The organism is Pelagibius sp. Alg239-R121 (genome assembly GCF_947331435.1).
Taxonomy (GTDB): domain Bacteria; phylum Pseudomonadota; class Alphaproteobacteria; order Kiloniellales; family Kiloniellaceae; genus Denitrobaculum.
The window spans coordinates 506,801-525,675 of sequence record NZ_CAMZOF010000005.1; the positions used below are offsets into that span (position 1 = coordinate 506,801).

At 57.2% G+C, this 18,875-nt stretch carries 15 protein-coding genes; 12 read left to right on the forward strand and 3 right to left on the reverse strand.

All coding sequences use genetic code 11. The features are described 5' to 3' along the window. The first annotated feature begins 386 nt into the window (after nucleotides 1-386). The 8 genes from QMZ18_RS18690 (at nucleotide 387) to QMZ18_RS18725 (ending at nucleotide 10,213) form a co-directional block, all read left to right on the forward strand. Nucleotides 387-920, forward strand: a complete 534-nt coding sequence (locus QMZ18_RS18690; RefSeq protein ID WP_282607846.1) for a hypothetical protein — start codon at nucleotides 387-389, stop codon at nucleotides 918-920. A gap of 29 nt (nucleotides 921-949) precedes the next feature. Then, entirely contained in the window at nucleotides 950-1,633 is a 684-nt protein-coding gene (locus tag QMZ18_RS18695) for a MotA/TolQ/ExbB proton channel family protein (RefSeq protein WP_282607847.1), read from the forward strand. A gap of 12 nt (nucleotides 1,634-1,645) precedes the next feature. Beyond that, nucleotides 1,646-2,080: a biopolymer transporter ExbD gene (locus QMZ18_RS18700; RefSeq protein WP_282607848.1), complete on the forward strand. Its 435-nt coding sequence runs from the start codon at nucleotides 1,646-1,648 to the stop codon at nucleotides 2,078-2,080. Then, a complete protein-coding gene (locus QMZ18_RS18705) occupies nucleotides 2,080-2,487 on the forward strand; it encodes a biopolymer transporter ExbD (RefSeq protein ID WP_282607849.1) in 408 nt (135 codons plus the stop codon). Before QMZ18_RS18700 ends, QMZ18_RS18705 begins: the two co-directional genes overlap by 1 nt. After that, entirely contained in the window at nucleotides 2,484-4,220 is a 1,737-nt protein-coding gene (locus tag QMZ18_RS18710) for a DUF4384 domain-containing protein (RefSeq protein WP_282607850.1), read from the forward strand. Before QMZ18_RS18705 ends, QMZ18_RS18710 begins: the two co-directional genes overlap by 4 nt. A 287-nt stretch (nucleotides 4,221-4,507) precedes the next feature. Next, the gene (locus QMZ18_RS18715) at nucleotides 4,508-6,211 is read left to right on the forward strand and encodes a ShlB/FhaC/HecB family hemolysin secretion/activation protein (RefSeq protein WP_282607851.1); all 1,704 of its coding nucleotides are present in this window, start codon (nucleotides 4,508-4,510) and stop codon (nucleotides 6,209-6,211) included. Nucleotides 6,212-6,529: 318 nt separating this feature from the next. Continuing rightward, entirely contained in the window at nucleotides 6,530-9,634 is a 3,105-nt protein-coding gene (locus tag QMZ18_RS18720) for a filamentous hemagglutinin N-terminal domain-containing protein (RefSeq protein WP_282607852.1), read from the forward strand. A 144-nt stretch (nucleotides 9,635-9,778) separates the two neighbouring features. Next, nucleotides 9,779-10,213: a hypothetical protein gene (locus QMZ18_RS18725; protein WP_282607853.1), complete on the forward strand. Its 435-nt coding sequence runs from the start codon at nucleotides 9,779-9,781 to the stop codon at nucleotides 10,211-10,213. Nucleotides 10,214-10,396: 183 nt separating this feature from the next. Here the strand turns inward: QMZ18_RS18725 and QMZ18_RS18730 are convergent, their stop codons facing one another. Continuing rightward, on the reverse strand, nucleotides 10,397-11,944 hold the full coding sequence (locus QMZ18_RS18730; RefSeq protein WP_282607854.1) for an SUMF1/EgtB/PvdO family nonheme iron enzyme: 1,548 nt from the start codon (nucleotides 11,942-11,944) through the stop codon (nucleotides 10,397-10,399). Between the two features lie 481 nt (nucleotides 11,945-12,425). On the opposite strand from QMZ18_RS18730, the gene QMZ18_RS18735 reads away from it, so the two are divergent. Together QMZ18_RS18735 and QMZ18_RS18740 are read left to right on the forward strand one after the other, a co-directional pair. Then, nucleotides 12,426-12,935, forward strand: a complete 510-nt coding sequence (locus tag QMZ18_RS18735) for an OmpA family protein (RefSeq protein ID WP_282607855.1) — start codon at nucleotides 12,426-12,428, stop codon at nucleotides 12,933-12,935. Nucleotides 12,936-13,595: 660 nt separating this feature from the next. Continuing rightward, complete coding sequence (locus QMZ18_RS18740; RefSeq protein ID WP_282607856.1) at nucleotides 13,596-14,633, forward strand: histidinol-phosphate transaminase; 1,038 nt, start codon at nucleotides 13,596-13,598, stop codon at nucleotides 14,631-14,633. A gap of 7 nt (nucleotides 14,634-14,640) precedes the next feature. Here the strand turns inward: QMZ18_RS18740 and QMZ18_RS18745 are convergent, their stop codons facing one another. Continuing rightward, nucleotides 14,641-15,624 (reverse strand): 3-hydroxybutyryl-CoA dehydrogenase, encoded by a 984-nt coding sequence (locus tag QMZ18_RS18745; RefSeq protein ID WP_282607857.1) that lies wholly within the window; start codon nucleotides 15,622-15,624, stop codon nucleotides 14,641-14,643. A 1-nt stretch (nucleotide 15,625) separates the two neighbouring features. Beyond that, nucleotides 15,626-16,711: an NAD/NADP-dependent octopine/nopaline dehydrogenase family protein gene (locus QMZ18_RS18750; protein ID WP_282607858.1), complete on the reverse strand. Its 1,086-nt coding sequence runs from the start codon at nucleotides 16,709-16,711 to the stop codon at nucleotides 15,626-15,628. Between the two features lie 178 nt (nucleotides 16,712-16,889). Between QMZ18_RS18750 and QMZ18_RS18755 the strand changes: the two genes are divergently transcribed. After that, nucleotides 16,890-17,594, forward strand: coding sequence for a hypothetical protein (locus QMZ18_RS18755; protein WP_282607859.1), 705 nt, complete (start codon nucleotides 16,890-16,892; stop codon nucleotides 17,592-17,594). Between the two features lie 186 nt (nucleotides 17,595-17,780). Next, nucleotides 17,781-18,803: a TRAP transporter substrate-binding protein DctP gene (dctP, locus tag QMZ18_RS18760; RefSeq protein ID WP_282607860.1), complete on the forward strand. Its 1,023-nt coding sequence runs from the start codon at nucleotides 17,781-17,783 to the stop codon at nucleotides 18,801-18,803. The last annotated feature ends 72 nt before the right edge of the window (nucleotides 18,804-18,875 follow it).

Genomic DNA, 18,875 nt, shown 5'->3' on the forward strand with positions numbered 1-18,875 from the left:
GGCTGTTGACGGCAGCCCAGATAATCTCTCCAAACATGCGGGTTGGCAGATAAGGCGAAGACCGCTGCACCAAGTCGGGTAGGAGGTTCGGCGGCAACCAAAGGTCGCCGGAGAAAAGTTCGATACTTCTCTGTCGACGTTGGTAGGGGGTACCTAATTTTGGCTCATTTGTCCTGGGGCGCACAAAGCGAATTGCACCCGCAGGTATCCCAAGAGCGGCCGTTGGAGTGGGATGGCAAGGGAGATTTTTGTACGTTCTCAGACCAAGGCGTTCCCTCATCTCGGTCTTCGTATTCGTCGCCTGCTGCAGTCTTGTCGTCGCACTGCTAAGTAAGCCGTCTTGCCACAAGCGATCCAGTTAGCCTAGGCTGTGAACCGGACTGACAATGAGCCGGTCCGAAAAGATACCAGACGCTAAGACTGGAATTGAGCAATCCGAAAACGCGCAATACAAGATCTGGCGCGGTGAGCGGCAAAAGCTGGGAGGCTTGGGAATGCGGACGGTGAAATGGGTCTCGGCTAGTTTGATCGTTGTGCTCGCTCTATGGTCGGGTACCGCATCGGCACAAAGCGGCCGGCTGACAGTGGAGTTGAACAAGTTTGAGCCGATTGAAAGCGGCTGCCGGACTTTTTTTCTGTTCCGGAACACCACTGAGTTTACGTTCAAGGCCTTCGAGATGTCTCTCGCGATACTCGATTCACAAGGCATCATCGACCGCCTGTTGACAGTCGAAGCTGCGCCTTTGCCCGCCGAGCGCACAACCTTGAAGCTCTTCGAGATTCCGGAAACCCAATGCGACAGTATCGGTGAGATTTTGCTGCATGAGATCGTGCAATGCGAACCAGATCAAGGCGAGGCCCCCGACTGTTTTTCCGTCATCGATCTGAAGTCGCGCGCGACCGCCCCGCTGGTCAAATAACCGAGGCGTAAAGCGAGGTAGTCCGGACCATGATGGAGACCTTTTCCCACTGGCTAGAAGCGGGCGGTCCCATCGTCATTATCCTCGGTGTGCTTTCGATCTACTCCCTTGCGCTGGTTGTGTTGAAGCTGATCCAGTTCCGCGGGGCTCTGTCCGGCCGGGCCGATCGGGAGTCCGCTCTGGCAGCCTGGCGAAGCGGATCTCCCGTCGAAGCCAGAAAGCTGCTTCTTGACAGCGCAAACCCGGTCAATGAGGTCGTTGTCGCGGCCATGGAAGGGATGATTACGCGTTGGGATGCCGCGGTGCTGCGCGAAGAAGTCGAACGTATTGCCAACGAACGCCTGGAGATTTTGGGGCGCCATCTGCGCACGCTGGAAGTTCTGGCTGTAGTCAGCCCACTCTTAGGGCTCCTGGGGACCGTGCTCGGCATGATCGCGTCCTTCCAGCAACTCGAACTGGCAGGCGGCAGCGCCAATGCAGCCGTTCTGGCCGCCGGTATCTGGCAGGCGCTTCTGACCACGGCAATGGGATTGATCGTCGCCATTCCAGCTGCGATTGCCGCGAACCTGTTGGGAGCCAGGCTGGATCGGGTGGGCCATGTGATCGAGGATTGCGTCACCCGCCTCTTTGTGGCCGATCACAGTCGTGACGATCACAGTCGTGACGATCACAGTCGTGAAGACGGGCGCAACGATCGCTCAGGCGAGGATTGAGGGCTCAGTGAAATGCGGTTAGCGCGACGAAGACGACTCGGGCCGCTGATATCGATGACACCTTTGATCGATGTCATGTTTATTCTACTCGTCTTTTTCATGGTAACTTCGACTTTTCTCGATCTGGACATGATCCCCCTGGTGGGAAGCAGTCGTCCGACCGCCGATCAGCGGGATGCGCCCGCAGCTAAATCCACATCCATGACTGGAGTGGGGAGTTTCATGGTCAGGCTGAGCGCCGATGGGCGCGCCTACGTGTCCGGACGTCCTGTTGATCCCACAACCCTACAAACGATGGTCTCGACACGGGCCGCAGCGGGCTCTTCAAAGCCGGTTCTGGTTTTGTCGTCCGGTTTTGCCACCACGCAGGCGCTTGTCAGCCTGATGGACTTGCTGGCTCAAGCCGGCGCGCAGGACGTACGGGTTGTCCGAATCGAGGCACAGTGATGCGCCTGCGCCGCCAACCCGTTCGCCCACACCATGAGACCATCATTGCGCTCATCGATGTCGTTTTCTTTCTCTTGGTCTTTTTCATGCTGGTGGGCCGCATGGATGCGACATCGCCGTTTGAATTGTCGCCTCCGATCTCGGTCGGCGGCGATTCGCTGCCTGCCGGAGGCGCAACCGTCAGCGTTTCTGTCGACGGGCGTCTGGCCCTCGATGGAGTGGAACAGACCCGTATTGACCTTGTGGAGACTCTTGAGGCAGCGGTGAGGCGCTCGGACGCACCGTTACTGGTACGCATCAATGCCCACGCGGAGGCGCCCGTACGGCATCTGCTACAGTTGGTTACGGCGCTGGAGGGGCTCGCGAAAGCTGAGATCGTGCTGGTCGTGACGCCGAATGCAACATGACCTATGCCGCAGCACGCAGAGGCGAACCGGCGCTGGCCTGGATTTCCGCAATAGCCGCGTCATTGGCTGTAAATCTATTACTGATCTTAATCGTCCTGTTGGCGGTTGAGCCCGACTCGGTTCCCTTTACCGAAGAGATCAAGACACGTTTTCAGATGTCCGCGATGAATGTTCCCGCGCACCGGGCCGAAGCGGGGGACACTAAGGGTGAAACCGCGGAAGCCTCCGAGGCCGCCAGCGAGTCTCTCGGCGTGCGAAGCGTACCGAGCAGCCGCGCGCGGCCGGTGACGCCGGAGGGCCGGTCTGTGGCGGCGACAACGCCGCAGGTCACAGTTACAAAAGGCCAACAGCCCGCGGGCGAGACAATGCGCGCCTCGGCGCCTGCCAGCGACCAGCTTACGGTGGCTTCAGTCGCCGGGACCTCAATTGCGCCCTCGGCGGCAACTGCACGAAACGTCACGGCCGCCGATCCTTCGTCGGCCGTGAAAGCTGTCGCGGCACTGGATAACCGTGGAACCGCCGCACGCGCTGTCGTACCGACCGCCGAGATCACCGGCAGTGCTGCTGTACCGGCGCGGAAGCTATTGGCGTCACGAGGTGCCGGCGCGGTGCTTTCGAGTACGGAGCGTTACGTAAAGACAACAAAGGCCGTGTCTGCACAGAGCCGGAAGCTGGAGAGCGCGGCGGCGCAGGGGCTTGGCGTGAATTCCTCGAAGATTGCTGCCGACCGGCTGCGTAAGATCACCGCCAGCGGGCTGGGGCTCGACAGTATCGCGCCTGCCACGGATTCTGCTCTGGCGGCGAATCCGGAGACGACCTCTCTTCAGCCCAGTGTGACGCGCGAATTCGCCAGAGCGGTGGCGCCGGCCAGCGTATCGCAAGCCGCGGTGGCGACAACGGCATCAATCGCCTGGTCCGGTGATACCAACACGGTCCTCGACGAACAGTCTGTGGCGGCAATCCAGTCATTCATGCAGCCGGGTGAGGTCGCGCAGAGTGCGTCCTTTGCAGGCTCGGTCCGTGATGGGATCGGCGGTGCACTGGCGCAGTTTCCCTGCAGCCGCCTGCAGGCCGCATTTCAGCCCGACAGCGGCGTCCTCGAGATTCGCGGACATGTGCCTGCAGCGGCTATGCAGGCAGATGTCGTGGCCATGCTGGAACGCTCCGTCGGCGGTGCGATTCCCATCGGCAGCAGCCTGTTGGTTTTATCGGCGCCGCAGTGCGGTGTGCTTGACGCCGTAGAAGGACTCGGACTTCCTCAATCGAAGGACCAGGAAAACGACCCACTGGAGGTAGGTCAGGAGGCCCAAGCCCAGATCCTCTCGTTCGAGGAGGCGCAGAAGGTGGTTTTCTCGCTGCAGGCACCGGAATTCGATGCTCATATTTACGTCGATTACTTCGATAAGGACGGCACAGTCGTGCACGTTTTGCCCAACAAATATCTTTCTGCCAACAGGCATCCGGCCAATGCCCGCTTTGATATCGGCGATGACGACGCATCGGGCTCGGGATTTGAAATGCGCGTTGCGCCGCCCTTCAGTCAGGACATCGCCGTCGTGCTGGGCACAAACATCAAGCTGCACGATGAGCCGCGGCCGCTAAGTGAGGATGCCGAGGGTTATTTGTCGTGGTTGCGCAACCGTATCAACAAGCTTCGGTCGGAGAACTCTGCGTTCCGAGGTGAGTGGGCTTATCTCTTCGTCCGAACCGGACCGAAAGGTACCTTCAATTAGCTTGTGATCCAAGCTGAGGCTACATGGGTTTGTCTTGCTAAAATCAGTGAGTTACGCTACCAGTTGTTTTTATCGTCTCAGTTGAAAAAACGCCTTTCCGAATGGTTTGGCGTGTATTGATGAAGTAAAACTGCAAGAATAGAAAAACAGCCTGATTTTGTTGGTGGGGCGAGGTCGAACAGGCTGGTTAACGGGTGTATCGAAGGGGGTGTTTCTTGGTTCCGCTGCAGGCCTGGGGATATCGGCGAATGCACGTATGCGTGGATCCTTCAAATGAGGGGGGAGAAATGCGCAGCGTTTTCACACGATCTATATACGGCTTGCTGTTTGCAGCCGTTGTTTTTGCCCTCACTTTTCCTGCGCCGGTGATGGCGCAGCAGCTCCCGCCGTCGGTCGAGCCGGGCGTGATTCAGAAACAACTTGAGCAACCGGAGCTGCCTAAGGCGGCGCCGCCCATCGACATTCCCGATATAGGTCAGTCGACGCCGCCGCCGGGCGCCGGGGAAGTGCGTTTCGTCCTGACCGACCTTCTGGTCATCGACAGCACGGTTTACACCGAAGAGGAACTGCGTCCGATTTGGGAAGGCCTGCTAAATCAAGAAATTACTCTCACTCAGTTTTACGAAATTGCCGCGGCCATCACGATCAAGTACCGCAACGACGGCTACATTCTTTCGCGGGCGCTGGTGCCGCCTCAGGAAATCATCGACGGCATCGCCGAAATTGAAGTTATCGAAGGCTATATCGACAACGTCGTGATTGAAGGCGAACCGAGTGGGCCAATGTCGCAGATCGACGACAAGGTTCAGGCGATCCTGGACAGTCAGCCGCTGCACTCGGACGTGCTGGAGCGCAATTTGCTGCTGCTCAACGACTTGCCGGGGGTGATTGCACAATCGATTCTCCGGCCGTCGATCACAACGCCAGGGGCCTCCGAACTCGTGATCGTTCTCGAAGAGAGCACGTTCTCCGGGGCGGCTTCGGTCAACAACAGGGGTTCCAGGTTTTTGGGGCCTTATCAGGCCGGCCTGAGTGTTCGGGCGGATAATCTTCTGGGGCTCTATGAAAGTACGGAACTGGAAGTCGTTGGAACGGCACAGATCAGTGAGCTTAAGTTTGCGGCGCTGACTCATACCCAGCAGCTCAACAGCGATGGCACGACCCTGACCGTGATCGGCTCGCTGACCGATACCGAGCCGGGTTCGACCCTTGATGTCCTTAATATCGAGGGGCGCTCCGAAGCTGTGACATTGACGGTTTCTCACCCGATGATCCGGTCCCGCCGTCAGAACCTGTCTCTTGTCGGCGGCTTCGATTACAGGAATTCCGAGACCAAGATCCTGGGAGTGACGAGTTCAGAAGACCGGATCCGTTCCGTTTTTGTCGGCGGGACCTATGACTTTATCGATGAGTTCCGGGGCATCACGCTCCTGGGTGCAGAGTTGAGGCAGGGCATCGATATCCTCGATGCGACCGAAACCGGATCCGATAACCTGTCCCGCGCAAATGGCCGCAGCGACTATACCAAGCTGGTCGCCTCGGTGCGGCGCAAGCAGACTCTGGCACCCGGATGGTCGTTGAGCGCCGCAGTTACCGGGCAGTATGCCTTCAGTCAGCTGCTTGCCTCCGAGGAATGTGGTCTCGGCGGCGAGGAATACGGCAGCGCTTACGATCCTTTCGAGATAAGCGGAGATCACTGTCTGGCTGCGCGCTTCGAACTGCAATACGGTGATGCTTCGGAGTTGGAATACATCGACAGTTTCGAACTTTACGGCTTCACTGATGTGGGAGCCGTCTGGCAGATCGACAACAATGATCGGGACAATCGGCAGAGCCTGGCGTCGATCGGAGTTGGGGCGCGCGCCAATCTGATCGAGGATTTCTGGGGATCGTTGGAATTCGCCGTTCCGATGACGCGCTCTCCGACGGTGGACCGAGACGACGGTGATAAGAAACCGCGGCTTTTCTTCAGCATCATCAAGAGGTTTTAGGTCGTGCTCGACATCAATCTGTAAAAAATTCCGACAAACTGTCGGGCGTTTTGGCAGGTTATCGACCGGTATTTCGAGAGTGTTGAAGTCAAGCATTTGAAATTTATGCGCTAAACCTGGCAACGGGATTTGGTACAAGAATTGCAAGTTTAAGGTGTGGAATTTTGCCGCCACTTTGCCAGACCCTGGCTGGCCGGGCGCCGCAGGCAGGTAAATATGGAACGGTGTGATGAGCGCGACACAAAGTGCCGTGAGAGTCCGAGGGTTAGAGTGGGTCTTACTTCACGCAGTTGGTGAAGGTAATAAAGGTCGAAGAGCATGAATAAGAACTGGCAGGGAACGGCTTCAGCGCGACGGCAGGGATATTGGTTCTGTAGAGGCGACCGAAGCCGGCATCAGCTGCTTTCGTCCACGGCGTTGGTGACGCATCGCATGGGCCTGGCGCTCGCGCTGGTGGGCGTCCTGTTGCCTTCCGCTTTGTACGCCAATCCGAAGGGTGGGCAGGTCGTCGGAGGCTCCGCGACGATCGTCGAGACCTCGCCGAGCCGATTGGATGTGCACCAGTCCAGCGACAAAGCGATTATCAACTGGCAAAGCTTTAGTATTGATCAAGCGGAGCGCACGAACTTCGTGCAGCCGTCCAAAGCGTCCGTTGCGCTTAACCGGGTCGTTGGCGGCGACCTCTCGAGGATCGCCGGCCAGTTGACCGCGAATGGCAATCTGATCCTGATTAATCCGAACGGCGTGGTGTTTACGGATACGGCGCGGGTTGACGTGAACGGCCTGATCGCGAGTACGTCGGATATCGACAACAACGACTTTATGAACGGGCGCCTCAACTTTTCTGCAGCTTCCGATTCTTCGAGCTTCGTCATCAACCGCGGCCAGATTACGGCGGCGGAAGGCGGCCTGGTCGCGCTGGTGGCCCCCTGGGTGGAGAACTCAGGCCTGATCGGCGCACGCCTCGGGCGGGTGGAGTTGGCGTCCGGCGGTGCCTTTACGGTCGACCTTTACGGGGATCAGCTTATCCAACTGGCCGTTGCCGATACACAGGGTGCTTCGGGGCAGATGCCCGACGAATTATCGGGCGCGGCAAAGGTGGCAAACCTCGGGGCAATTAACGCCGACGGCGGCGTGGTGGCCCTGACGGTGGCCGACGCCCAGACTCTGGTGGCCAATGTCATCAATATGGAAGGAATCATCGAGGCACGCAGCGTCGAACAGACAGCGGGCCGGATCGTGCTGAACGGAGGTGACTCCGGTATCGTAAATCTGAGCGGAGCACTGGACGCTTCGGGCAAGGAAACGGGGGAGCACGGTGGCCGGGTCGCGGTTTTGGGTGAAAAGGTGGGACTGTTCGATGACGCGCTGATCGATGTTTCCGGCGATATCGGGGGCGGGGAGGTGTTAATTGGGGGCAACTATCAAGGTGCCGGTGCCGAGCCGAACGCGCAGTTCAGTTATGTCGGCAAAGACGCCAGGGTTGAGGCCGATGCGCTGAGCGAGGGCGACGGCGGCCGCGTTATCGTTTGGGCGGATCAGGTTACGCGGTTTGAAGGAAATGTCACCGCGCGCGGCGGCGCGACTGGTGGCAACGGCGGTTTTTCAGAGGTTTCGGGCAAACAGCATCTCGCTTTTCAGGGAAGCGTTGATCTGACGGCCCCGCAGGGTGCTAGGGGAACTCTGCTGCTCGATCCGAACAACATCACTATCGATGCCACTGAAGGGGATGTGGATATCACCGGTGACGGCAGCACTGGGGATCCCTTTACCTCGACAGACGATGACTCGATCCTGTCTCTGTTCACCCTCGACAATGCACTGAATATTGCAGATGTCGTGGTTCAGACCGGTTCTGCAGGCAGCAATTCGCAAGACGGTGATATCATTGTTCTCGCCGAGATCGTTGGAGGGCCCGGCGCCCAAAACCTGACCTTGATCGCACACGACGATATTATTTTTGCAGAGTCCGGCGGCATAGATTACTCCGGAGCGGAAGGGAGCATCAGCCTGCAGGCCGATGGCGTTTCGTCGGATGGTGTTGGTGCGATCATCAACAACGGCGAATTCAGCACAATCATCTCAATAGGAAGCGACGGTATCCTCGAGCTGATCGCAGGGTCGGGAATCGGAGATTCGGAGAGTCCGATCACAATTGACGGTGAGGCAAGCGTTGCGGCCCTGACTACGGACAGTGGAGGCATCTTCATCGAAGGAAACGATGACATCTTCGTCAGCATAGGCAGCTCAGTTGAGGGGCTCGATTCGGCCGAGGCCATCAGTCTCGTGTCGACCGGCGGGAGTGTCTTTGTTTCTCACCCGGTGATTGCCAACGGCGATATCACAGTCGGGTCGGATGTCGCGAACGTTACTGTTTCCTCCCCCATTACCTCTGAGAGCGGCTCTATTTTCATCGATGCGGACAACGATATAGCGTTGAGTGATAACTTGACCGCTGACGCTGAAGTCGTTCTCGAGAGCGCGGCCGGTGACGTGTTCATTACCGGTTCGACGGTCGACATCGTGGCTGATGAGGGCTTTACCTTAGACGGCGATGCAATCATCTCCGCCGACCTATCGATCCAAACGGCTGGTGGCGACATCGTCTTTACTGGATTCGTGGACGGTTCCGGGGGAGAGCCGGAGGAGATCAATCCCGATCTAACCCTTTCCTCGGGTAACGGGGTTGTCAATTTCGGAGATTTTGTTGGCGACTCAGTAGGCCTTGGCGAAGTCGATGCGACAGGATCGTCAACGCTGATTGCGAGTGGTTCAGAGGGCGAGGAGATTCTGCTGGTAGAAGGCTTCGAGCGGGTCGACGACGAGCCGCTGCCCTCGACCTTCAACGTTTCGGCCTTGCTGCCCGAGTTTGATGACACCACGACGACAACAGAGACTGAGCCGACGACGACACCCACCGTCGATCCCGTGAACCAGACCTTGCCGTCGACCCAGGCTCCACGCCGAGATGAACCTGCCCGGGTCGCTGATGCATCGCCCGTTGCAAACGCGACAAATCCGCTTCTGACGCTGCAGGATCTCAGCGATATCGCGCCGGGCGCGGGCGCAGAGACGGTTGGCCAGGAATCCATTCTGATTTCTGAGACGGATTCGGAAGCAATTTCGGAGATTCTGGATGTGATTGTCGAATCCTGCCCCGATGTGATCCTGACCTCTTTGTCCTGGCAAAATACGCCAGCGGATGCGGCCTTCAATCGCGATCCTACGGTCTCGCCCTACAGTGTGGACGAATACTGCGGCGGTTACGTGATGACCTATCCCGGGCGCGGCTCCGGTGCGGCTTATCAGGGGCTTTCCTTCGTGACCCGCGATTTCTGGACTGATTTGGATCAGTCGCGCGAACCGGAGGTGATTCCCGCGTTACTGCAGAGCTTCGGCTTGCAGGAACAAGACGGAAAGTAACGCCCCTATACTGAAGTCTTGCGCCGGCGTACCGATTGCTGGGACCTTCAATCGGGCCTGCAGGCAGCCCGCGCGCGGTTATACCAAGTTGCAGAGATGGCAACTTGGTATGGGACGTGATTTCGACTTCCTCTGGATTGCGTGATGAGATCCGAACTTGTTGCCATAGCCGTTACGTTTTTCTGGACCGTCTGTGCAGGGGGTACCGGCTTGGCGCAGTCCCTCCCGCCGACGGTGGATCCTGGAATACAGCAGCAGCGGCTGCTGCCGGCTTTCCCGCCACGCCAGGGAGCAGCCGTTCTCCGCGACATCGACTGCGGCAGTGAAGTCACCAATTCAGCGGATCGTTTCGTTCTGATGGTGATTATCCTCGAAACCGAGGTGGCTGCAAGGGAGTTGGACCCATCCCGCCACTGGAGGCCATTCCTGGGCGAGGAAATTTCCTTGGAGCAGCTCTGCGTCATTGGACGGTCGGTTGCAGACGATTATGCGCGGCGGTCCGGCCGGGCCATGGCGGCTGTGATTCCAGCCCAGCAAATTACCAACGGTGTTGCTGTTATCTCGATCGTCCTGAGCTAAAACCGCCGCTCCGCGGCAAAGTGAGCTCGCAAATGGGGATCGTCCTACAAAAATCAGTCTCTAAAGCAGCTTGCGCTTAAGTCGATTCGAAACCTGCTGAATTGCAGTCAGCATATTGCTGAATTCAAACACAAATTATGAGATCTTGCGGTTCCGGAAAAACGCAAAACGCAGTAGTTAAATCTATTGGGGAATTTTCCGCACGACCCGGAAGCCGAAGTCGTTGCGTGTGCCCAGGCCGAAGCGTCCGCGCGTAGTGACTTGCGCCGCTCTGTCGTTATCACGCCAGGACCCGCCACGCAGGACGCTTTGTGTGCAGGATCCCGTGGTCCAGGCACTGCCGTCACTTGGCGCCTTGCGGTAAGAGCTGTGCCAGCAGTCTTCGACCCATTCCCAGACGTTCCCGTGCACATCGTGCAGTCCGAAGCTATTCGGCTTGCCAGATCCTACGGGAGCCGTCTGGCCGTCCCACTGACTGCCGCAGTTGCGGCAGTTGGCCAGATCAGTTCCGACTGCATCCCCCCACCAGTATTTGGTCGCAGTGCCAGCCCTGGCGGCATATTCCCATAGTGCTTCAGATGGAAGACTGTAGGCTTGGCCGGTTCTTCGGCTCAGCCAGCGCACGTATTGCCGCGCATCGTCCCATGAAACGTTGATTGCCGGCCGCTTTCCCTTTCCCCAGCCTTCGTCTGACTGGATGGCAGGGCAGGCCCCCTCGGTCGCGCAGACTCCCCACTCGTCAAAGGTGACCTCAAACTTGCCGACGGCCACATCCTGCGCGATCGTCACTTCGCGTGCAGGCCTTTGTTCGCGTTTACCGCGTTCGGAACCCATAACGAATTTCCCCTTCGGGACCACGACTAAAAGGGGGCAAGTCTCGCAGTCTTTGAATTCCTCACCGATATTCAACTTGGGCAGTGCGACAGCGTTGGCAGTCTGCACCGAACCGGCACCGGCACTCTTAAAATAAAAGTCTGCAACCAAAGACGTAAACTCGACTGGAACCTGGTTTCCGCCGGAAGTTCGGCTGACCGAGGAACGGACACGCTTGAAGACGTCTTCGACACGCAGGCCCGGCTGATCGATTTCCTTCAACAGCTCGCCGGTATAGATGGAATTGCGCCCGAAACCGTCACTTGCCAGCTGATTGGGGCCAGTCGAATAAGCGATCAGAGAGCCTTGCGGCGCGTCCATTCGTGCCAGACCCTGAACCGTCTGGTTGTCCCGCCGCTTCATGCCATTGTTCCGGCAAGCGTCCAGGATCACGAAACTGAAGTCCAGTTTCTTGGCCCGTAAAGTGTTAAGTACGTCGTTTGCGTCGACCGCGACCTTCGGCATATCTTCGGCAAACTCCACGGCAGCATCGACCGGGAGAAGATAATTGATGCCGTCAACCTGCAGACCATGCCCGGAATAATAAAACAGGCCGATGGCGCCTCTTTTGAGTGCTTTTCGAAACTCCCGGATCGTTGTGCGCATGGACGCAAGGTCGAGATCGGTTTTGACAATGACTTTAAAGTCGAGCGCTGTCAGCGCTTTAGCCATGTCAGCCGCATCATTACCCGGATTGACGAGAGGCGGCAGGGATTGGTAGGCGGTGTTGCCGATGATGAGTGCGACGCGTTCTTTCGCATCCTTACCAGCGCCTAAAGCAGTGGAGATTTGGGTCGCTGCGGCCAGACAAATGCACATCATGGCCGTCCGCAAAATTCGAACCAGCGTTCTCGACATATGGTGGTGTGCTCCCCGCAGGCCGTCTTTACCCGAACAAATATTGCCCGCAGGTTTTCGGTCTATTGCCATGCCCTGCGGAGCTGCAACAGGCTAGCAAAGAAAAGTTCGTTGGTATAGGTGGCTTCGGCGCGGGCACAATGTCACTATTGTGTGACCATCCCCATTTGTTCAACGGCTTGATTCAGCTCTGTGGAGACCAACTGCGGCCGGTTTGCCAATCACCGGATCCGCGCTCACTGTAAATCGCGTTTGCCCGCGCTGCTTTGTGTGCCAAACGCAGGCGCTTCATGATATCTTAGACCAACGGCCACGAAGGGAGCCTATCGAGCCACACCCTAACTATACGAGGCGGAAGCTGGTTCACGTTTTTCGCTGAGACAGTAAAAAACGATCAGTCTCAAGAGGTGTTCGCGCGGCTTGATCGGTTGCTTTTGCAGTGGTTAAATTGTGTTTCACGTAAAGTGTTGGGAGATTTGAGATGTTTCGCTACATCGGAGGCGTTTCTTGCGCCTTGGCGTTGATTGGGACAATTCTAGCGGCGCCGTCCAGCGTTTCGGCAGAAGATCCTGTCGTAAATGCCGATACAATCGCGTATCAGCTCGCGCCCAAGCGTGGATTAAAAATCACCGCAGCCGAGCCGACATCCATCAACCTGCCGGATGTGACCTTTGAGTTCAACTCGGCTCAACTCACGCCGACCGCGAAGAAACAGTTGGCTGAAGTGGGTAAGGCCCTTTCGATGTCCGCATTCAAGGACTCGAAGTTTGTGATCGCCGGCCATACGGATGCAGTCGGTACTGCGGAATATAATCAGCAGCTTTCCAAGTTGAGAGCTGAGGCCGCCGTGAGTTTTTTGGTTCGGGAACATGGCATGGACGCAAGCCGTCTGTCAGCAACGGGCCGCGGTGAAAGCAAGCTGTTGCCACAAATATCTGAAGATAGCGGTGCAAACCGGCGCGTTGAGATTCTCAATCTGGGAACAGAATAGCGCAAGTATCACCGATTATTCAGTCGCGTAGATCAGGACCGGCATAAACCCGCTCTCGGTTCGGTCCGTTATGGCAGCCCGATGAAGCTTCGATCGCCTTTGCGGCAGGCTTAGTCGGGTATGCTGTCCTTCGAAACAGATTGATGTCGCTGCTGTTGGTCGATTCTCTTTATCTGAGAGCTGAGTTTTACGGGTAGGTCAGTACAATTGCGATACCGCAGTCGCACGTGGGTGGTCGACTGGAGCCGAAAGTAGATCCAGGTTAGACGGAATCGCACTGGGCGTTCTGTCGTTCTGGTGACTCTACTCTAACCATGGGGTTTATGAGCGGGTTCGCATGACTTGACGAAACCACAAAGTGGTTCCGACAAAAAAAGATCCGATCTAGTGGTGGGGTCCATGGCACGGCAGAGTGATCGAATACGTCATCTTCGAGGGTAGCGGTTTAATCGGATCTTGCTATAACTTCGCCGATAAGTGTTTCCGGCCATCTAAGATTAAGTAATTTCGATAGATTTGGTGCTTACCTGTTTTGTGTAATAGTGCCGGTCGCGCCCGACACTATTCCCCAACAATCAGGTCCGATCATCTATGAGCACCGCCGGCACGTCAAAAGTTCGACCGCAAGGATATATTTCGCCCCTGGAGGTTCGGGCCCGGATGTCCGGTGCTCAGCCCAAGGGTCTTCCAGTTATCAACATGAGCTTCAATGAGTTGCCGTTCGGCCCGTCCCCGGCTGTTTCGGCGGCAATTGATGCTGTAACGACCAAGGCAAATTTCTACGGCAATCCTTCCTGCCAGGCACTGCGCGAAGAAATCGGTCAATGCAACGGTCTTGACCCTGAAGCGATTGTTTGCGGCAACGGGTCGGAAGAGCTGTTGGATGTCATCGCCCGCAACTTCGTCCGTTATGACGATGAAATCGTCATTTCCGAGTTTGGCTATATTCAGTTCGCGATCATTGCCAACCGCTTGGCGGCGCGTCTGGTGAAGGTGCCGGAAATCGAGTTTACGACAGATGTTGAGGGGCTACTTTCTGCGATTACAGCGAAGACCAAGCTGGTTTTTCTGGCCAATCCCAACAACCCGACTGCAACGATGATGCCGGAAAAAGACGTTGTTCAACTCGCGGAAAAAATGCCGAAGGACGTCGTTTTGGTTATCGATCTCGCCTACGGCGAATTTACCGGTTTCGACTACTGCGCGCGGGTGCATGATCTGGTCAGGCGCTTCGAAAACGTCGTCGTGGCCCGGACCTTTTCAAAAGCCTACGGTTTGGCCGGTTTGCGGGTCGGCTGGTGTCATGCGCCGGACTGGATGATTCCGCGGCTCTACGCGGCGCGCGGTATGGGGAGCGTCAATGCGGTCGCGCAGGCTGCGGCGCTTGTGTCTCTGCGGGAACCGGACCTTGTAAACGCGCGCATTGCACAGATCATCGCGGAGCGGGACCGTGTTGCCAGCGAATTGTCTGAACTTGGTTTGTCCTGTCTCCCAAGCCAGACGAACTTTATGCTGACGATGCTGGCGGACGGTGATCCGGAACAGGCCGAAGCCCTCGTCGCACATCTATTTGACGATGCCGGGATCGTCGTCAACCGCACGCGGGAAAAGGGCCTGGAGCGCTACATCCGTTTTTCGCTGTCCTTGCCGGAACACAACACTGCGTTGGTTCAGTCGGTAAAACGCTTTTTGAGGTAGTCCCTCTTCAGTCGCCGCGCACCGGCATCTTGTCCAGGTGCCGCAACATCGCGACAAAGGCCGACAACTTCTCACGCTGATAGGCGGGAACGTCCAGCTTCGAATAGTCGAGAAAGCCCTGCTGTGTCCTCAAGCCAATGCGGCCTTCCTTCATGTTGCTTTCGACGATGGGCGGGGAGGAAAATCGGTCTTCACCCGTGGCTTCGGTCATGTAGCGGCTTGCGTAGTAGAGAATATCGCCGCCGCCCCAATCGATGAATTCGAGCAGGCCGAGGATCGCGAAGCGAAACCCGAAACCGTACTTGGTTGCCTTGTCGATATCCTCTGCCGAGGCCACACCTTCCTCGACCATTCGGGCTGCTTCGTTCAGAGCAAGGGCCTGGATGCGCGGCACGATGTATCCCGGACTGGCGCTGCAGACAACGGGTACTTTTCCGATGGCTTCCAGCAGGGTCTTGAGGCGTTCCGTCACTTCAGGGTCGGTTTTAGCACCAGGCGACAGCTCGACCAGGGGAACGAGGAATGCCGGGTTGAGCCAATGGGCGTTTAGGAAGCGGCCTGGCGGTGTTACGAAGGCCTGCAGGTCGTCAGAAAGAATCGTCGAGGTCGTCGATGCGACGATCGCATCTACGTCGGCATACGCTGTGATGAGAGCGAAGGCGTCACGTTTGGCATCGAGTGTTTCCGGCACACCCTCGAACACGACCTCTGCATCGCCAAGGGTAGAGCAGCAGTCCGCTGCGGCGTGATAAGTGATCCTCTCGGCCGTCGTCTCTGCATCCGATGTCGGCAGCATGCCGAAACCGGCCATCATGGAAAGCGTGGCGGCGACTTCCGATGCTGCGGCTTCGCGCAACGCTTCAAATTCACTATCGGACCGCGGTTTGACGTCAATGAGGTGGACCGGATGCCCGGCGTAGGCAAAAGCAATAGCGATTCCACGCCCCATGCGTCCTGCGCCAACGGCAGCGATGACTGCTTTTCCACTCATCTCAAAAGCCTTTTGCGAGAAGACTGTTCATTGCAGGCCGGTCGAGATTCGCCAGGCCCAGCGCCTCCAGCGTCCGTCCGCTTTGTCTGAAGTTATCTTCGCAAACGGCCGAACCGATTGCGAGCAGCCCGGTTGCGGTCGGCGCGGGAACCTCCGCCCAATCCGCCACGGAGACAAGGAACGCCAGTCCGGTTGCCACGTCCTCGAGCATGTAGCGGTGTTCGGTCAGGACCAACTGTTCCCGCCAGTCATCGGAATCAACCAGCTTTTCATGCGCCGCATTGCCATACATCCATTCGTCGCGGGCATCGTCGTAGTGATCGGCAAGTGGAAAGTGGGGCGCGCCGTAGCCGAGTGCCTCGCGGATCGCCATACGTTCGTCGTCAAGACGTGTCGTGACGCGCCTGATCGCCGGTTGTGTGCCCTCATTATGAATATCCCAATGGTCAAAATGCTCGATCGGGCCGGCATTCATTAGGATCAATGGAGGATGGATGATTGGGCCGGCATTCATCAGGGCGCCGGACAACCCGTCACCCGCATCCTCGACTGCGGGAAAAGCCTGGCGGATTATCTCCAACGCCTGATCGCGCCGCGTAAGCGGGAATACGCCGGTGGGTAGGCGCGTTGCACGGGTTGTGATTGCGATCTTGAAGGTACCGTGCTTGCGGGTGAGATACGGGAGGGTGCCTGCTTCAGCAAAGGCCGGCTGCGCGCGATTGCCATTGGCATGAACCCTTTGCGCCATTAGGTAGCTGCCGAAACTCCCAGGCGGTAAAAAAATCACCTGCTCGTCGCGGAGGTAAGGAGCAAGGGCCATGGCGATGTCGTTTTGCGCGGTCGCGGGGGCAGGGCAGACAATCAATGCCGCGCCCTCTACCGCTTCTCCTATATCAGCAGTGACGAGGCCAATGCGGACATTGCGTTCGCCCCGGCTGTCCTTAAGGGTCAGGGTGTTTCCTGCCTCGTTCAAGGCGTCGACGGCATCGGCGTTCCGACGCCAAAATCGAACTCTATGACCCTGTTCGCTCAGGTCGACTGCCGCTGCGTGTGAGCCATTTCCTCCACCAAGCACCGCAATTTCCATATCGAACCTCAATCCTTCCAACTGCAACGACACGCTGATTATCAGATTAAGGAGTGGGGATCACCGGCACAAAAAAGTCAATTGTGCGATAAGCTGGCAGCTATCGAGTCCATCGGCCCAACACCGGAGGGGCGGTCTGCGGGCGGGTACATCACCCAAGAAAAGGAGTTTTGAGTCCTTGAACTACAGTATTTTTGCGGTTTACGAAGGCGCGACCGCACAGTCATCAGTTCTGGCTGATTGTTTTCGCGAGACCTCCGCGCGATGGGCGGAGAACCAGCCTCGAGACCTCAGCCTTGATCTTTTCCTGCCCGAGCCGGCGCCCGTGCTTTTGTTCGATGATGGCCCTGGCCCGGCGGCAATCCTGGAGATTTCCTGTCAAAAACTCGCGACGCTCGAGCGTCTGATCGCCGAGGATAGTTTCGGGTGTCAATTCGTTCGCAGACCGGCGGAGCTGTTGCCAGGACTTGCCGTGACGTTTGGCGCGTTTCGTTCGCTGACCACTCCGGTTGCCGGTGCTGAGGTTGCCCACCCGAGGCGGGCCAAGCTGTCGTTTATTGTGCGCTACTACGGTCCGATGCCCGACGAAACAGCCTTCCAGAATTTCTACACGACCAATCATCCGCCGATCCTGGCGCAATTTCCGGATATCCGGAACGTTTGTTGTTATCTACCTGAAAAACTGCAAAATTTTGAGCTTCCCGCAAGCGAGATCCTCCTAATCAATGAGGTTGTATTCGACGACCTTGCGGGCCTGAACATGGCGCTCGCATCTGATGTTATCCCCCTACTGAAGGCAGATTCGGCCAGATTTCCGCCCTTCGGCCACTCCACACACCATGCCATGCGGCGTGAAGAACTCGTGGATAAACCCAGGGAATAAATTGCTGAATATTATGCAACCATGGGAATTGTGTTCTTTCTAATCAATTGTTCTAATTGATAATTTTCAAAGTCTTGCACATGATAACAGTCCAATGCATCATCAACCTGCTGATCGGAATTTGGTGCCTGAAGGATAACGGGCAGGGCGATCTGCCGAAAAAACAATGAACAGGGGGTATCAAGCATGAGAGAGTTGCGTGCAGTAGCAAAGAAGATCCTGGGCTTTACCGCGACCGCGAGTTTAGCCACGATCCTGGCTTCAGGAACCGCGTTTGCCGTGGACAAAGTCACGGCGGTTCACGCCTTTCCCGGGTTTCTCGTCTACACCAAGACATTTTTGGCCATGGTCGAAGATATCAACGCCCGCGGAAAGGGCATTGTGGAAATCCAGGTCAAGGGCGGCCCCGAAGCCATTGGCATGTTCCAACAGCCTCAGGCAGTCCGCGATGGCGTCGTTGACATGGTGCATACGCCAGGCAGTTTCTACGGCGCTTCGGTGCCAGAAATCGATGCCATGGTTGCAGCCCGCGTGACGCCGATGGAAGCACGCGCGAATGGTGGTGCGGCGCTGATGGATGAAGTTCACCAGCAGCGGTTTAACGTCAAACATCTTGGCTGGATCGACGGTGGCATCCAGTTTCACATCTACAGCACCAAGGAATTCAAGTTCGACAGTGAAGGGGTCATTGATCTCACCGGTGTCAAACTGCGTGACAATCCGATTTATCACGCGTTCTTCGAGGCGCTGAAAGCCACGACCGCGTCGATGAAGGCCACTGAAGTTTACGCGGCTCTTGAAAAAGGCGTGGTCGATGCCGCCGCCTGGACGTCGATCGGCATCATGGATCTGAAGTGGGACAAGTTCGTCAAATACCGGATCGACCCACAGTTCTACAACACGGACATCGGTGTGATCTTCAACAAGGATTCCTGGGGTAACCTGTCGCCGGAATCTCAGAAACTGATCCAGGATGTGGTCGCCGAGTGGGAGCAAAAATCCTATGACGCGCGGCAACTGGATGTCGCAAGCGATGCCGCCGAGCTGCAAAAACGCGGCATGAAGTTTGTTTCCATGAGCCCTGAAGCATCAGCCAAGTACCTCACCCTAGCGGACGATGCGGCCTGGGGACGCATGAAGGGCCGGCTGGAAGAAATGGGCGGCATGGAAAATTACGACAAGCTGCGCAAGCTCTACTACAAAGAGTAGCAACAACTAAGAAAACGGGACGACCCTTGCCGGTGCGGTGTTCATGATCATCGCCCGGCCGGGTTTGGAGAA

Coding starts and splice junctions, on each gene's coding strand:
- dctP (WP_282607860.1), top strand. CDS start 17,781: ATGAGAGAGTTGCGTGCAGTAGCAAAGAAGATCCTGGGCTTTACCGCG.
- QMZ18_RS18745 (WP_282607857.1), bottom strand. CDS start 15,624: ATGAGTGGAAAAGCAGTCATCGCTGCCGTTGGCGCAGGACGCATGGGG.
- QMZ18_RS18730 (WP_282607854.1), bottom strand. CDS start 11,944: ATGTCGAGAACGCTGGTTCGAATTTTGCGGACGGCCATGATGTGCATT.
- QMZ18_RS18750 (WP_282607858.1), bottom strand. CDS start 16,711: ATGGAAATTGCGGTGCTTGGTGGAGGAAATGGCTCACACGCAGCGGCA.
- QMZ18_RS18740 (WP_282607856.1), top strand. CDS start 13,596: ATGTCCGGTGCTCAGCCCAAGGGTCTTCCAGTTATCAACATGAGCTTC.
- QMZ18_RS18695 (WP_282607847.1), top strand. CDS start 950: ATGATGGAGACCTTTTCCCACTGGCTAGAAGCGGGCGGTCCCATCGTC.
- QMZ18_RS18715 (WP_282607851.1), top strand. CDS start 4,508: ATGCGCAGCGTTTTCACACGATCTATATACGGCTTGCTGTTTGCAGCC.
- QMZ18_RS18700 (WP_282607848.1), top strand. CDS start 1,646: ATGCGGTTAGCGCGACGAAGACGACTCGGGCCGCTGATATCGATGACA.
- QMZ18_RS18735 (WP_282607855.1), top strand. CDS start 12,426: ATGTTTCGCTACATCGGAGGCGTTTCTTGCGCCTTGGCGTTGATTGGG.
- QMZ18_RS18690 (WP_282607846.1), top strand. CDS start 387: ATGAGCCGGTCCGAAAAGATACCAGACGCTAAGACTGGAATTGAGCAA.
- QMZ18_RS18705 (WP_282607849.1), top strand. CDS start 2,080: ATGCGCCTGCGCCGCCAACCCGTTCGCCCACACCATGAGACCATCATT.
- QMZ18_RS18725 (WP_282607853.1), top strand. CDS start 9,779: ATGAGATCCGAACTTGTTGCCATAGCCGTTACGTTTTTCTGGACCGTC.
- QMZ18_RS18710 (WP_282607850.1), top strand. CDS start 2,484: ATGACCTATGCCGCAGCACGCAGAGGCGAACCGGCGCTGGCCTGGATT.
- QMZ18_RS18720 (WP_282607852.1), top strand. CDS start 6,530: ATGAATAAGAACTGGCAGGGAACGGCTTCAGCGCGACGGCAGGGATAT.